General features: G+C 68.6%; 13 protein-coding genes. 7 read left to right on the top strand and 6 right to left on the bottom strand.

The window, feature by feature from the left end:
* Positions 1-2: 2 nt before the first annotated feature.
* Positions 3-1,739: a thiamine pyrophosphate-binding protein gene (locus ACNPNP_RS06040; protein ID WP_448965144.1), complete on the bottom strand. Its 1,737-nt coding sequence runs from the start codon at positions 1,737-1,739 to the stop codon at positions 3-5.
* A 149-nt stretch (positions 1,740-1,888) separates the two neighbouring features.
* Here ACNPNP_RS06040 and ACNPNP_RS06035 point away from each other — a divergent pair, with 149 nt between their 5' ends.
* Both ACNPNP_RS06035 and ACNPNP_RS06030 read left to right on the top strand, forming a co-directional pair.
* On the top strand, positions 1,889-2,398 hold the full coding sequence (locus ACNPNP_RS06035; RefSeq protein ID WP_448965143.1) for a phosphoribosyltransferase: 510 nt from the start codon (positions 1,889-1,891) through the stop codon (positions 2,396-2,398).
* A gap of 23 nt (positions 2,399-2,421) precedes the next feature.
* Positions 2,422-3,510 (top strand): DUF998 domain-containing protein, encoded by a 1,089-nt coding sequence (locus ACNPNP_RS06030; protein ID WP_448965142.1) that lies wholly within the window; start codon positions 2,422-2,424, stop codon positions 3,508-3,510.
* Between the two features lie 8 nt (positions 3,511-3,518).
* Here ACNPNP_RS06030 and ACNPNP_RS06025 read toward each other — a convergent pair whose 3' ends face one another.
* On the bottom strand, positions 3,519-4,376 hold the full coding sequence (locus tag ACNPNP_RS06025) for a MurR/RpiR family transcriptional regulator (protein WP_206476812.1): 858 nt from the start codon (positions 4,374-4,376) through the stop codon (positions 3,519-3,521).
* 95 nt (positions 4,377-4,471) lie between these two features.
* Between ACNPNP_RS06025 and ACNPNP_RS06020 the strand changes: the two genes are divergently transcribed.
* A complete protein-coding gene (locus tag ACNPNP_RS06020) occupies positions 4,472-5,386 on the top strand; it encodes an N-acetylglucosamine kinase (protein ID WP_448965141.1) in 915 nt (304 codons plus the stop codon).
* Complete coding sequence (gene murQ / locus ACNPNP_RS06015) at positions 5,376-6,338, top strand: N-acetylmuramic acid 6-phosphate etherase (RefSeq protein ID WP_448965140.1); 963 nt, start codon at positions 5,376-5,378, stop codon at positions 6,336-6,338. Before ACNPNP_RS06020 ends, murQ begins: the two co-directional genes overlap by 11 nt.
* On the opposite strand, the gene ACNPNP_RS06010 is transcribed toward murQ, so the two are convergent.
* The gene (locus ACNPNP_RS06010; RefSeq protein ID WP_448965139.1) at positions 6,325-6,975 is read right to left on the bottom strand and encodes an HAD-IA family hydrolase; all 651 of its coding nucleotides are present in this window, start codon (positions 6,973-6,975) and stop codon (positions 6,325-6,327) included. The genes murQ and ACNPNP_RS06010 overlap by 14 nt on opposite strands.
* A gap of 50 nt (positions 6,976-7,025) precedes the next feature.
* Between ACNPNP_RS06010 and ACNPNP_RS06005 the strand changes: the two genes are divergently transcribed.
* Positions 7,026-8,099, top strand: coding sequence for a winged helix DNA-binding domain-containing protein (locus tag ACNPNP_RS06005; RefSeq protein ID WP_448965138.1), 1,074 nt, complete (start codon positions 7,026-7,028; stop codon positions 8,097-8,099).
* Between the two features lie 37 nt (positions 8,100-8,136).
* Here the strand turns inward: ACNPNP_RS06005 and ACNPNP_RS06000 are convergent, their stop codons facing one another.
* The gene (locus ACNPNP_RS06000; protein ID WP_448965137.1) at positions 8,137-9,579 is read right to left on the bottom strand and encodes a helix-turn-helix domain-containing protein; all 1,443 of its coding nucleotides are present in this window, start codon (positions 9,577-9,579) and stop codon (positions 8,137-8,139) included.
* A gap of 108 nt (positions 9,580-9,687) precedes the next feature.
* Here ACNPNP_RS06000 and ACNPNP_RS05995 point away from each other — a divergent pair, with 108 nt between their 5' ends.
* On the top strand, positions 9,688-11,553 hold the full coding sequence (locus ACNPNP_RS05995) for a phosphoenolpyruvate carboxykinase (GTP) (RefSeq protein WP_448965136.1): 1,866 nt from the start codon (positions 9,688-9,690) through the stop codon (positions 11,551-11,553).
* 97 nt (positions 11,554-11,650) lie between these two features.
* Here the strand turns inward: ACNPNP_RS05995 and ACNPNP_RS05990 are convergent, their stop codons facing one another.
* Together ACNPNP_RS05990 and ACNPNP_RS05985 are read right to left on the bottom strand one after the other, a co-directional pair.
* The gene (locus ACNPNP_RS05990) at positions 11,651-13,543 is read right to left on the bottom strand and encodes an ABC transporter ATP-binding protein (protein WP_448965135.1); all 1,893 of its coding nucleotides are present in this window, start codon (positions 13,541-13,543) and stop codon (positions 11,651-11,653) included.
* Positions 13,544-13,570: 27 nt separating this feature from the next.
* Positions 13,571-13,777: an AsnC family protein gene (locus ACNPNP_RS05985; protein ID WP_448965134.1), complete on the bottom strand. Its 207-nt coding sequence runs from the start codon at positions 13,775-13,777 to the stop codon at positions 13,571-13,573.
* 86 nt (positions 13,778-13,863) lie between these two features.
* Here ACNPNP_RS05985 and ACNPNP_RS05980 point away from each other — a divergent pair, with 86 nt between their 5' ends.
* Positions 13,864-14,889, top strand: coding sequence for a S66 family peptidase (locus ACNPNP_RS05980; RefSeq protein WP_448965133.1), 1,026 nt, complete (start codon positions 13,864-13,866; stop codon positions 14,887-14,889).
* Positions 14,890-14,929 lie beyond the last annotated feature (40 nt).

Here is a 14,929-nt window from a genome sequence, read left to right as displayed (position 1 = left end):
GATCAGGAGTTCACGCGGATGATCTCCTGCTGATACGGCGCGACCACATCGCCCGAGATGCGCAGATCGAGCAGCAGGAACCGGCGGGTCGACGGGTCTTCCGCGGTCCAGGTGCGGAGCCGATCGAGATCTTCGAGCGTGCGCACCGCGACGCCTTCGGCGCCGACCGCCCCGGCGAAGGCCGCGAAGTCGACCTCGGGGATGCGCATGGGCTCCTCGGCGAGGCCCTTCAGACCGTAGAGGTGGACCTCGGCACCGTAGGCGGCGTCATTCCAGATCACTGCGCAGCCGCGACCGCCGGCAGCGCGGACGGCCGATTCGAGATCGGCGATCGCCATGAGCCCCCCGCCGTCGCCCGACGTGAGCACGATCGTCGAGTCCGGCCGTGCCCTGGCCGCGCCGACGACGCTCGGCCAGCCCTGGCCGATGGCCTGGAACGCCGTGCCGACCATCATCATCCGATCCGGCTCCGATACCGGCCAGTACATGTTCGCCCAGCCGATGAAGTGCCCGCCGTCGGAGACCACGACCCTGTCCTCCGGCAGTAGCCCTGCGATCCGCCGGGCCGCCGAGCGAGGGTCGAGCCTGCCGTCGGCGGCGAGATCATCACCGCGCTCGTATGCGCGGGCCGCGTCGATGTCGACGGATTCCCGCCACGATGCGGGCACTTCGTTCGGAGAAGTGCTCTTCGCTCGGACGTTTTCGTCGGATCCCTCCGAAGTACGTGCACTTCTCCGAAGAACGCGTGCACCGAGGTGCCCGTCCTGAAGCCGGGCCACGAGCTGTTCGGCGACGATCCGTGCATCGCCGCGCAGGAACCCGCCCACGTGCGGATGCGTCGCTGTCGGGGAGACATCGATCTGGAACACTCGCGTACCCGGCGCGAACAGTTCGCCGAAGCGCATCGTGAACTGATTCAGTGAGGCACCGAAGACGACGGCGACATCGGCCTGGCGGACGAGCCGCATCGCGCCCTCGGCGCCGAACCCGCCGGTGACGCCGAGGTCGTGCTCCGCTGCGGGGAAGACCCCCCGGCCGAGCGCGGTGGATGCCGTGAGCGCCCCGGTCGCATCGGCGAGCTGTCCCAGCGCGCCAGAAGCTCCGGCCAGCCACGCACCCCTACCGGCGAGCAGGAACGGCCTCTCGGCATCGCGCAGCGCGGCGGCGATGTCATCCAGCATCCCGTCGGCGAACTCTCCCTTGGGTGAGAGCGGTGTCGGGATGCGCGGTGCCGGTGCAGGAGGCACCGGTCCGGCTTCGAGCGCGGCGACGTCGTAGGGGATCGCGAGCACGACAGGCACGCGATAGGTCAGTGCGTGCTCGATCGCGATGATCGTCGTCGCCGCGGCATCCGCTCGTCCGACCGTGTACGTCCGCGCGCCCACGGCGCTGGCGAGCGCGATCTGATCGACGTCCCAGGGGCGCGGGCCGGAGGTGGGCTCGTCGCCCACCACGAGCACGAGCGGCACGTGCGCCTGCACTGCCTCCGCGAGCGCGGTCAGGGTGTTCGTGAACCCGGCGCCGTAGGTGGTGGTGGCGGCGGCGATCCTCCCGGACGCGCGGTGATGGGCATCGGCGGCGACGACCGCGCCCTGCTCGTGGCGCACGGCGGTGAACTCCACCGGCGTCTGGCGCTCGAGCGCGTCGAGGAAATGGGCGTTGCCGTTGCCCATCACACCGAAGACGGCGTCGATGTGCTGAGCGAGGGTGAGGGCGACGTGAGCGGACACAGTGGGCATGGGAAATGCCTTTCGAGACGACGGATCGATTCCGTGTGTGTCTCGCTTCGCGCGACATCGCGGCGAATGCTTCGTGCCCCTTTTTCGGGCACCGGCGCCCCTTTTCCAGGGAATCCGGACATCGACGATTCTAACGGCAGAATAGACGCATGACGGATGCTGCGATCGAACGCGAGACACTCACCTGGGACGGCTTCGGAGCAGCGACGCGAGACCTCGCGCGCAGCATCGTCGCCAGCGGATTCGAGCCGGAGGTCGTTGTCGCGATCGCCCGCGGTGGGCTGCTGCCCGCAGGAGCGATCGCGTACGGGCTGGGCGCGAAGAACTGCGGAGCGATCAACGTGGAGTTCTACACCGGCATCGGTACTGTCCTGGATGCGCCGGAAGTGCTGCCGCCCGAGCTGGACATGGCGTATCTCGACGGTCGCCGTGTGCTGCTGGTCGATGACGTGGCGGACTCCGGGCGCACGCTGGCACTGGCAGTGGAGCTGCTGCAGGCGAAGGGCGCAGAGGTGCGATCCGTGACGATCTACACCAAGCCGTCGACGATCATCCAGCCCGACTACGCGTGGAAGGACACCGATCTGTGGATCAACTTCCCGTGGTCGTTCCAGGGCACGGTCCGCGAAGAAGACCTGGGTCTCGCGCCCACGGCGTGACCGATCGAGAGTCCGATCCTGCTGTGAACGCGTCCGAACAGTTCTCCTGGCGGACGCTGCTGCGTCCGCCGCAAGGGGCGGTCTCGCTCGAGACGGCCGCTCTGCTCGTGGGAGCGGTGTTCTTCGCCATCGGGTTCGTCGTGTCCGTGTTCGTGTTCTGGGGGCATGAGCTGTCGATCGTCGGTGATCGTTCGATCGGCACGTACGCGTCGATCGGCGGCGCGGTCGTCGCGGTCCTGTCGGCGCTGCTGGGGCGGCTCGGTGTCCGACCGGGACGCCGCGTCATCCACAGCGACGGGCTCGCGATGCGCGATGACCGACTGCGCTGGTACGACATCGCCGCCATCGCGCTCGCGTATGCCGTCACTGCGCTCCTCGGCTGGGCGGGGATCGCGCTGCTCCTGGCCCGCAGCTTCACCGACGCCCCTGTCTTCGCCTTCCCCGGCGCTGTGCTCGTCGCCGTCGCCTTCGCCCTGACGGCATACGTGTGCTTCCTCAGTGCTGTGTCGCTCACGCCGATGTCGCTGTCCCTCGTCCTCGCGATCTTCCTCGTGGTCGGTGCGTTCGCCAGCATGCTGACCGCGACCGATGCCCACTGGTGGCAGGACAATCTCTCCGCCCTCGGCATGGCGAGCAACGACTCGTCCTGGATCTTCAACGGCACGCTGATCGTCGCCGGCATCATCGTGACCACGATCGCGCGCTACTCGACGGCCGGACTCCCCGTCGACGCGCCGAGGGATGCCAGAGGCCGAAGACTCGTGCGCATCGGGATGATCCTGATCGGCGTCTTCCTCACCTGCGTCGGCATCTTCCCCGTCGACGCGTTCTTCGTGGTGCACAACACCGTCGCGACGGGGATGGCCGTGGCCTTCGCCGTCGTCGTGATCGGTCTGCCCTGGATGCTGCCGAGGATCTCCAAGGTCTTCATCGCGCTCGGATACGCCTACGTCGCCGTCATCGTGCTGCTGGCCGTGTTCTTCGCGACGGGTTACTACAACCTGACCGCCGTCGAGCTGATCGCCGCCGTGCTGATCTTCAGCTGGATCATCGTCTTCCTCCGGGCTGCCGAGGAGGTGTCGACGGCGATCGTCGAGCCCGGTGATGCGTGAGCGAGGACTCAGTCCCGCAGGGCGCGGGTGGCGTCGCGGGTGCGCGTGAGAGCATCCACCGTCTCGGCGAAGCGGCGCTTGGCGACGCCCATGAAGAGGCAGTCGACCAGAGCGAGTTGAGCGATGCGACTGACCATCGCGCCGGCGCGGAACGTCGACTCGCGCACCTCGGTGAAGAGCGCATGATCCGCCGCGTCGGCGAGAGGCGAGCCCTTCGCCGAGGTCACCCCGATCGTCGCAGCGCCATTGCTGCCGGCGCTGCGGAGGAAACGCACGGTCTCGGGCGTGACGCCGGAGTGTGAGAACCCGACCGCGACGGTCGGCCCCGTGTGCAGCACGGTCGCGGTGATCGCCTCGTGGGGATCGGTGATCAGACGCGCATTGCGACCGACGCGCAGCAGTTTGTGGGCCAGATCCTCTGCCACGAACCGGCTGGCGCCGATGCCGTAGAGCAGGATGCGATCGGCGCGGTCGATGTCGGAGATCGCAGCCTCGAGCACGTCGAAGTCGAGTCGAGCGACGGTCTCCTCGATGGCGAGCAGTTCCAGCGCCGCGAGCTTCGAGAGGGCCTCGCGGAGGGAGTCGTCGTCGGAGATCTCCGAACCGTAGGCTCCCTTCGCCGAGAACTGCGCGGCTTCCTTGCCGAGTTCGGTCGCGAGTGCCATGCGCAACGGTGCATAACCGCTGAAACCGATCGCGCGGCAGAAGCGCACCACGGAGGCGACGGAGGTGCTGCAGGAGGCCGCGAGCTCGTTGATCGTCATGTCGATCACGATCGACGGATTCTCCCTCACGGCTCCCGCGATGCGAGCCAGAGAGGGCGGAAGGGTCGAGGTGGATGCTTCGATCGTCGATTGGATGCTCATCCGCGCTCCTCGGGAGAGGTAAATAGTTTTCAGTCTGTTGCATTCGACTGTAGACTGTTTCCGACAACCGCAGCCGACGACACGAGAGTCCAGAGATGCCGATCGAGCACATCACTGCCGCCGTCGATCTGGGCAAGTCGCGGTGTCGCGTCGCCGTGATCACGCCCGATGGTCGTGACACGCACACGGGCGATGGCACCCCCGGCCTCGCCGCGGTCGACGGCGTCGACCATGCCGCCGCAGCGATCCTGAAGCTGCTCGAGAAGGCGGGGCTCGAAAAGGCTGGGCGCATGGACGGCCTCGGCGTGGGCGCTGCAGGAGCGTGGACGGCGCCGGATGCCGCAGCCGCTCTCGCGCGTCTGCTCGCCGACGCGCTCGGTGCGCCTGTCGCCGTCTCCTCGGATGTCGTGACGGCGCACGTCGGGGCGCTGGGCGGTGCCCCCGGCACTCTGCTCATCGCCGGCACCGGTGCCGTCGCGCTCGGTGCGGATGCCGAGGGGCTGCGCCTGGTCGACGGCTGGGGCCCCGATCTCGGTGACTTCGGCAGCGGATCGTGGATCGGGCGGGAAGGCGCTCGTGCCTTGCTGCGCGCCAGAGACGGCCTCGGCGCCGAGACGATGCTCACCGATGCCGTGCGCGCGCATGTGGCGCCGCATCCGGATCCCGTCACCTGGCTGGCCGCGGGCATCGCGACCGCCAGGCAGCTGGCGACGATCGCTCCGCTCGTGCTCGACGCCGCCGCGGCAGGCGACGTCGTCGCTTCGGGCATCGCCGCCGAAGCCGTGCGCCTGCTCACATCGACCGCGCTCGCCGCATCCGATCGCGCCGATGACGTCGCCATCCATGGCGGACTCACCGATCACTCCTGGTTCCGCGCCGGACTCGAGCGCTCCCTCACCGCAGCCGGCCGCACGATCGTGCACCCCGCCGGCGACGCCTTCGACGGCGCGGCGCACCTCGTGCACCGCACCGACATGCCCCACGAAAGGTTCGTGCATCGTGCCGAATGACACCTCTGCGAATGACTCCGACGCGACCCGACTCGCAGATCTGCTCGAGGAGCTGGCCGCCCTCGGCACCGAGGCGTCGACGACCGAGCGCGGCGACCTCGATCTGCTCGACACGGCAGAGCTCGTGCGCCGGATGAACGCCGAGGATCAGCGTGTGCCGCTCGCGGTGGCGGAGCGTGCGGATGAGATCGCGCGTGCGGTGGACGGCATCACCGAGCGGTTCCGTCGCGGCGGACGCCTCATCTACATCGGCGCAGGAACGGCGGGCCGAGTGGGAGTGCTCGACGCCAGCGAGTGCCCGCCGACATTCGGTACGGACCCGTCGATGGTCGTCGGTCTCATCGCAGGAGGCGAGACCGCGATCCGCTCCGCGGTCGAGAACGCGGAGGACGATGCGGATGCTGCGGAGGCGTCGCTGCGCGCGCTCGAGCTGAGTGAACGAGACACGGTCGTCGGGATCTCCGCATCCGGTCGCACGCCGTACGTCATCGGCGGCCTCGATCACGCGCGCAGTGTCGGCGCGCTGACAGCGGCGATCGCATCCAACGCCGATTCCGCGATAGGTGCCGCCGCTGAGATCGCGATCGAGGTCGTCACGGGTCCTGAATTCATCTCGGGTTCCACGCGGCTCAAGGCCGGAACTGCGCAGAAGCTCGTCGTGAACATGCTCACCACGCTGTCGATGATCAAGCTCGGCAAGACCTACCGTGGCGTCATGGTCGATCTGCTCGCCACCAACGAGAAGCTGCATGCGCGCTCGGTGCGCACCGTGACGCAGCTCGCCGGCGTCGGCGTCGACGAGGCCTCTGCGGCCCTGCGCGCAGCGGACGGCTCGGTGAAGCTGGCCCTGCTGATCCTCGCGACAGGCGCGGATGCTGAGCATGCGAGAGCCGCGCTGGCAGAGGCCGACGGCATCCTTCGCGAGGCGATCGCGGCGCTCAGCCGATCCTGATCTCGAATCCGTCCCCCGCGGGGGCGATCGCGACCTGAGTGAGGTCGTCGACGTGATGCGCCGGCGCGAATGATGGCGCATGCGGACCGACGCCGATCACGGTCATACCGGCGTCGATTCCGGCCTGGATGCCGGCGCCGGAGTCCTCGAAGACCACGCAGTCGGCTGGATCGACGCCCAGTGAGGATGCCGCGAGCAGGAACCCCTCCGGATCGGGCTTGCTCTGCGAGACGTGCTCGGCCGTGATCGCGAGTTCGGTGAGCGGAAGCCGAGCGGCGCCCATCCGAGCCGTCATCAGGGCGACATCGGCAGAGGTGACGATCGCGTGCGGCATGTCCTGCAATGACCGGAGCAGTTCGGCGGCGCCAGGGATCGCGATGACGCCGTCGGTCTCGGCGCTCTCCCGCGCCAGCATCCGCTGGTTCTCTTCGCGGTTGATCGCGTGATCGCGCTCAGGAAGGAGGATCGCCATGCTCTGCCAGCCCTGACGCCCGTGCACGGTCTTGAGCACAGTGTCGCGGTCGAGTCCGTGCGGCTGCGCCCACTCGAGCCACAGGCGCTCGACGACGGCCGTGGAGTCGACGAGCGTGCCGTCCATGTCGAGAAGGACAGCGCGTGCGGTGATGGTCGTCGTCATGCATTCAGGCTATCCCGGCGGACGTCCGAGGCACGCGGCAGTATGGGGTCATGGATCCGCACCTGCTGCGCTCGCTGCGCATGCGCTCGCACCGGCTCACGGCCCCCGCCCGTTCCGTGACCGACGCCGCGCGTCACATGCTCGCGGTGCAGGCCCAGGATTTCTGGGCCGGGCGGTGGGCGCTTGCTGCGCGGGCGTCAGGCGCCCCCACGCTGACCGGTGTCGATCGGCTCTTCAATCGCGGCGCTCTCGTGCGCGCGTGGACGCAGCGCGGCACCCTGCACATCGTCGCGGCTGAGGATCTCGCCTGGATGCTGACGGTGACGGGGGAGCGGCAGTTACAGAAGGCAGCGCCGCGCTACCGGGAACTCGGCCTGGGTGACGACGAACTCGCGACCGTCGAGCGGGTCGTCCGCGGTGCTCTGGGCGGCGGCAACGGTCTCACCCGCGTCGAACTGTTCGAGGTCCTGCAGAGAGCCGGGATCGAGCCGGGCGGGCAGCGCGGTCTGTTCGCGGTGCAGAACCTCGCCCTGCGCGGCATCGTGTGCCAGGGGCCGATCGTCGCACGTGCAGGAGGTGTGTCGCGCGACCAGCAGTTCGTGCTCGCCGAGGAGCACATCCCCGAATCCGCAGCTCCGAGCGATCCCGCTGCGGAGATGTTCGTGCGATACATCCTCGGTCATGGCCCCGCCACCGCCGAGGACTTCGCGTGGTGGGCCGGTATCACGCTCGGCGCCGCACGCTCGGCGGCCGCCGCTTCCGCCGATGACGTGCGCATCCGCCAGATCGATGAGGGGATGTTCGCCGCGAGCTCGATGCCACGGCGAAACACGGCAGCCCCCACCGTGATCGCGCTCGGATCGTTCGAGGAGTACTACATCTCGTACACCGATCGCACGGTCGCGTGCCCACCAGAGCTGCTGACGGCGATCGGACCGGGGAAGAACGGGATGGTGCGCCCGATCCTCGTCGCAGACGGCATCGTCGTCGGCACCTGGCGGCACTCCACCGCTGTCGGACGGCACACCGATGACCCCGTGCCCGAGCTGCTGACAGCCGCTGCCGCCGGTGATGCCGACGTCGCCGCTGCACTCGACCGCTACGCGGCCTTCATCGCGGGCTGACCGCACCCGGCGTCGCGCCGGGTGCCGTGCCGGCTGCTCACTCCGCCGCGTGCCTGGCGAGGAACGTGTAGACCTCGTTCTCGTCGACTCCGGGGAACGCGCCACGGGGGAGCGGTGAGAACATGTGCGTGTGCACGCGGGCGCTCGGCCATGCCTTGGCGCTCCATCGATCCGCGAGCTCGGGGGCGGGGCGGCGGCAGCATGCCTCATCGGGGCAGGTCGACACCGCACGGTCTGTCGTCTCCCGACCTCGCCACCAGCGCGCGTCATCGAACGGGACTCCCACGGTGACCGAGAACTCGCCGTCGCTGGCGGCCCCGGTCTGCGTCGCGCACCAGAACGTGCCGGAGGGGGTGTCGGTGTACTGATGGTGCTCCGTCGTGCGGTTCTGCTGCGTGAACGCGGCGCGCGCCTGGAACTTCCGGCACACCGGCTGACCCTCGACCGCGCCGGTCACATCCATCGGCAGCGGAAGGTCGTCGTTCTCGTACACCCGGGTGATCGCGCCGGTCTCGTCGACGCGGAGGAAGTGCAGTCTCATGCCGAGGTGCTCGGTCATGAGGTTCGTCATCCGCATTCCCGCCGCCTCGTGCGTGACTCCGAATGCGTCACGGAAATCCTCGACGGCGAGGTTGCGATCCTTCTTCGCCTGCTGCAGGAAGGCGACGCCCGCCGTCTCTGGGACCAGGCAGCTCGCCGCGAAGTAGTTGATCTCCAGGCGCTGCTGCAGGAAATCGGCGTAATCGGTCGGCGGCGTGTGCCCCAGCAGACGATGCGCCATCGCCTGAAGCGCCATCGAGCGCAACCCGTGACCGCCGGGGATCGAGGCCGGTGGCAGGTAGATGCGGCTGTTCTCCAGATCCGTCACCGAGCGTGTGGAGTGGGGCAGATCGTTGACGTAGAGGAGCTCGAAGCCGAGCTTCTGGGCCATGATGCTCACCGTGCGGTGGGTCAGGGCGCCGCTGACATGACCGGCGGCCTTCAGCTGCTTCTCTGCGAGCTTCTCGATGTCGCCGATGTAGTTGTTCTGCGCCCGCATGCGCAGTCTCAGCTCCGTGTTCGCACGTCGCGCCTCTTCGGGCGTCGCGATGGCTTCGCGCTCGCGGCGCTGCAGTTCGCGATGAAGTCCGAGGATCGCCTCGATCGTCTCGTCAGGCATCCCCTTCGAGACGCGCACGGGTGCGACCCCCAGCTGGCGGAACACCGGACTGGCCTGCGCGTGCTCCAGCTCGATCTCCAGAGCCGCCCGACGGTTCGGAGGCTCGCCGGAGATGAGATCGGAGACGTCTGTCGCGGTGGCCTGGGCGATCGCCTGCAGGAGCGAGAGCTTGGGCTCGCGCTTGCCGTTCTCGATCAGGCTCAGCTGCGAACCGGCGACGCCCACCTGCGCGCCGAGCTCGTCGAGGGTGAAGCCCTTCGCCACGCGATGGTGTCGGATGCGATGGCCGAGAGTCGTCAGATGGATGCCGGAGCCGCTCATTCCTTGAGCATATCGAAAGAACAGTGATTCTTACGACCCGAATCCGCGAAATCTGCGAGTGATGTTGCGCAGAATGGACATACACACCGACTCTTCGAGGGAGTAGACATGGTTATGGCCGAGACCTTCACACCCCGCGTTCCCGCCGTCTCCGCGGCGCGCGAACTTGGCGCCGTCCCCGCCTACGACACCCCCGCGATGGCTGAGCTCGTCGCCTGGGTGGAGGAGATCCGCGCCCTCACGAAGCCGGCATCGGTGCACTGGGTCGGCGGTTCGCAGGCCGAGAACGACGCGCTGCTGCGCGGACTCGTCTCGGAGGGCAAGCTCATCAAGCTCAACCCCGAGTGGCGTCCTGGGTCGTACCTGGCGCGCTCGCACCCCAGTGACGTCGCCCGCACAGAGGCGCGCACGTTCATCGCGTCGGAGCACGAGAAGGATGCCGGCCCCACGAACAACTGGGCCGATCCCGCCGAGATGCGGCAGACGATGAACGAGATCTTCGAGGGTTCGATGCGCGGACGCACGATGTACGTCGTGCCGTTCTCGATGGGAGCCGTCGGGGGCCCGCTGTCGCACATCGGCGTGCAGATCACCGACAGCGCGTACGCCGTGGCGTCCATCGGCATCATGACGCGCGTGGGCGACGCCGTCACTCGGCAGATCGCCGAAGGTGCGCCGTGGGTCAAGACCGTCCACTCGGTCGGCGCTCCGCTGGCTCCGGGCGCGCAGGACGTCGAATGGCCGTGCAACGACGAGAAGTACATCGTGCACTTCCCCGACACCCTCGAGGTGTACTCCTACGGCTCCGGCTACGGCGGCAACGCCATCCTCGCCAAGAAGTGCTTCGCACTGCGCATCGCGTCCGTCATCGCCCGCGACGAGGGCTGGCTCGCGGAGCACATGCTGCTGATCCGCGTGATCGACCCGAAGGGCAAGGCCTACCATGTCGCGGCGGCGTTCCCGTCAGCGTGCGGCAAGACCAACCTCGCCATGCTGCGCCCGACCATCCCCGGCTGGAAGGTCGAGACGCTCGGCGACGACATCGCGTGGATCCGTCCTGGTGAGGACGGCCGCATGTGGGCCATCAACCCCGAGGCCGGATTCTTCGGCGTCGCACCCGGCACCGGCGAATCGACCAACGTCACCGCGGTCGAGACGCTGTGGGGCAACACCATCTTCACCAACGTCGCCCTCCGCCCCGACGGTGACGTGTGGTGGGAAGGCCTGACCGACACGCCTCCGTCGCACCTGACCGACTGGGAGGGCAACGATTGGACGCCTGACTCGGGTCGGCCCGCCGCCCACCCGAACTCGCGCTTCACCGTCGCCGCATCGCAGTGCCCGCAGATCTCGGACGACTGGGAAGAGGCGGTGCCTCTCGACATCATCCTGTTCGGCGGACGGCGTGCGACGAATGTCCCGCTCGTCGTCGAGGCGACCGACTGGACGCACGGCGTGTTCCTCGGCTCCACGATCTCCTCCGAGCGCACCGCGGCAGCGGAGGGCACCGTCGGCGAGCTGCGGCGCGACCCGTTCGCGATGCTCCCGTTCTGCGGCTACAACATGGGCGACTACTTCGCGCACTGGCTGAAGGTCGGCCGGCAGCTGCGCTTCGACCGTGCACCGCGCATCTTCCAGGTGAACTGGTTCCGCCGCGGAGAGGACGGCCGCTTCCTGTGGCCGGGATTCGGCGACAACTCGCGCGTCGTCGACTGGATCATCCGCCGCGTCAGCGGTGAGGTGTCCGCGGTCGACAGCCCCATCGGCCGCCTCCCGCTCACGTCGGATCTCAACCTCGACGGACTCGACATCCCGCAGGAGGACCTCGACGAGCTGTTCGCCGTGGATGCGGACGCCTGGACGAAGGAAGCCGACTCCACCGAGGAGTTCTTCGACACCTTCGGCGACACCTTGCCCGCAGCGCTTCGCACCGAGCTCGCCTCGCTGCGCTACCGGCTCGCGCAGGCGAGCTAGCGCCGGAACCAGACCCGCGATGGCGGGATGACCGGGACAGACCCGTGGCTGAGTGGTCCCGTCATCCTGCCATCGCGTTTTTTCGTTCGCGCGGAGGCTAGACCAGCAGCTGGTGGCGGGCGAGATCCCGGTACAGCGGCACCTGCTCGATGAGTTCGGTGTGCGTGCCCTGACCCACCACTTCGCCGTTCTCCAGTACGACGATCAGGTCGCTGTCGACGACGGTGGACAGGCGATGCGCGATGACGATGAGCGTGCGGTCGGCGGAGACGGCGTCGATGGCCTCACGCATGCGCTGCTCGTTGACGCCGTCCAACGACGAGGTCGACTCGTCGAGCAGCAGGATCGGGGCCTCGGTGAGCAGAGCTCTCGCGATCGCGAGCCGCTGGCGCTCGCCGCCGGAGAGCATCACTCCGTCTTCGCCGACCGGGGTCTCGAGCCCGAGCGTGCCGCGCTCGAGCACATCGCCGAGGTTCACGGCGCGCAGCACGCGCTCGCAGTCGGCATCCGTCGCATCCGGCGAGGCGAGCCGCAGGTTGTCGGCGAGCGTTCCGGCCAGCGTCGGCGCGTCCTGCTCGACGTAGCCGAACCGTGCGCGCAGCTCTGCCCGCGGGTAGGTGCGGATGTCGTGACCGTCGAGGCGGATCGAGCCGCCGGTCGGGTCGTAGAACCGCTCGATCAACGACAGGACGGTGCTCTTGCCCGCGCCGCTCGGGCCCACGAGGGCGACGCGCGACCCCCGCGGAACCTCGAAGGTCACGCCGCGGAGAACTTCGCGATCGGATGACTGCTCGGCATCCGTCACCGGCGCTGTGCTCTCGAGATGCGCGTCGACCAGCACGGTGCGTGCTTCGGTCGCGGCCGCCTCGCGCGCCGCGACGACGGCGTCCGGATAGCGGAACCGGACTTCGTGGAACGCGAGGGCGGGTGCGTCGACCGTCGCAGTGCGCGACTCGACGGACGCGGCGATGGCGGCATCCTCCTGGTCCTCGGTGGGAAGATCCAGCACCTCCTGGATGCGTCCCAGCGCACCGAGCGCCTGGTTAACGGATGTGATAGCCCCGAACGTCGTGGCCAGCGGCATGATCAGCATGAACAGGAACATCACGAACGTGATGAGCGAGGCGATCGTGATCGCGCCGGCCGCGACGCGGAAGCCGCCGACGCCGAGTACGGCGAGCAGCGACAGCTGCATGGCGACGCCGGAGATCGGCACCACCAGGGCCGAGACCTTCGCGATGCGCACGCCGAGACCGTAGGCCTCGCCGGCCAGGGCTGAGACGGATGCCGTCTCGCGCTCCGTGGCACCGGATGCGCGCACGGTGCGGATGGAGCCGACGGCGCGTTCGACCGCGGAGGCGAGCTCTCCCACCTTCACCTGCTGCGCACTGGATGCCGTGCGGATGCGGCCGCTCAGCATCACGACGACGGCGAGGGAGGTACCGACGACCACGACGATCAGCAGCAGAAGGATCGGGTCGATGAGCAGCATCGCGATCAGGGCGCCGATGAAGAGGATGGCGCTGCCGACAGCATCCGCCAGCCCCTGGGTGAGCACGGCGTAGAGAAGGGTCGTGTCGGTGCCGACGCGCGACACCAGGTCGCCGGTGCGGCGGGCGTCGAACTCGCGGATGGGCAGGTGCAGGATGCGTGCGATGAGCTGCCGACGACTGGAGTGCACGACCGCGGTACCGGTGCGCTGCAGCAGGTAATGCTGATATCCGGAGATCACCGACGAGACGAGCACGAAGCCGACCAGCAGCCACACGAGGATTCCCAGCGTCTCGTTCGCCTGCACCGCTGCGATCACCTGCCCGACCAGCAGTGGCTGCACGAGCGAGGTCGCGGCACCGAACACACTGAGGATCGCGACGACGATCAGCGTCTTCTTGTGCTCGAAGAGGAAGGGGAGGAGCTGGCGGAACGTGGCGCGCGGGCCGTCCTGCGGCGCGTTGCGTCCGCGTCGGCGTTCAGTCGCCGTACGAGACATGTGTGACCTCGATCTGAAGAAAAGGGGTTACCTACGACCGTACTTCCTGTGGGCGGCCTGCTTCGTCACGCCCAGGGCGCTCGCGATCGCCTGCCACGAGTATCCGGCGTTGCGTGCGCGTCGTACCTGCGACTCCTCGAAGCGCGACAACTCGCGTCGGAGTTCGGTGAGCCGGTGCAGTTCGGCGATCGGTTCGCCCTGCGGGTCGAGTGCTTGTGCGGTCGGGATGCTCATACTTGTCAATATATATTGACGAATGAAGCCCGTCAACCCAGATTGACGCACGTGGTCGAATCCTCACGGTCCGACACAATGGAGCGATGACCTCGAAGCTCGTCCCCGGTGATCGCGTCGCCGTCCTGTCTCCGTCGTTCGCCGCCCCGGCCGTCGCGCCCGCATTGCACGAGCAGGCACTGCGCAGGCTCACGGACCTGACGGGCCTCATCCCCGTCGAGTACCCGACCACCCGCGAGCTCGGTGCGAGTCCGGAGGCGCGCGCGGCCGATGTGAACGCGGCGTTCGCGGATCCCGGCATCCGCGCGATCCTGGCGACGATCGGCGGTGACGACCAGATCTTCGTCGTCCCGCACCTGGATGCTGCACTCGCGCAGGCCGACCCGAAGCCCTTCCTGGGATACAGCGACAACACGAACATCCACAACTGGCTGTGGCGGCACGGCGTGCCGAGCTTCTACGGCGGCTCGACCGCGGTGCATCTCGGTCCTGGCCCGGCCGTCGACGATGTCCATCTGCTGTCCCTGCGGACGGCGCTGCTCGACGGCGGAGAACTCGAGCTCACCGAGCCGGGGGAGTCGGAGGACGTCGGCCGCCGCTGGGAGGACCCCCGTGCGCTTGTCGAGTACGGCGATCGTCGGCCGACCGAGCCGTGGACATGGTCGGGACCGGCGAAGCGCGTGGAAGGGCGCACGTGGGGTGGATGCCTCGAGGTGCTCGACGGCCTGGCATTCGCGGATCGTCTGCCCGCGGCATCCGATCTCGAGGGCGCGATCCTGATCCTGGAGACGAGCGAAGAGCGTCCGCCGGCAGGCTGGGTCGGGCGCTGGCTGCGGGGGATGGGCGAGCGCGGCATCCTCGAGGCTGCTGCCGGAGTGATCGTCGCACGACCGCCGGTGAGCGACTTCGAGTTCCACCCGTCCGAGAGCGAGGCGCAGGCGCTCCGCGACGCGCAGCGCGACGTCGTGTTCGAGAGCGTCGGGCGGTACAACCCGGATGCCGTGGTCTGCGTCGGAGTGCCCTTCGGGCACACCCGACCGCAGTGGATCGTGCCTTATGGCGGCTCGATGGTGCTCGACGGCGCGCAGCAGAGGGTGTTCGCGCGCTACTGAGGCCGAGGCCCCCTCAGCGCGCCGACGCCCCCTCGCAGAC

This window comes from Microbacterium xerophyticum (genome assembly GCF_053543555.1).
This window is presented reverse-complemented; position numbering and strand designations above follow the sequence as displayed.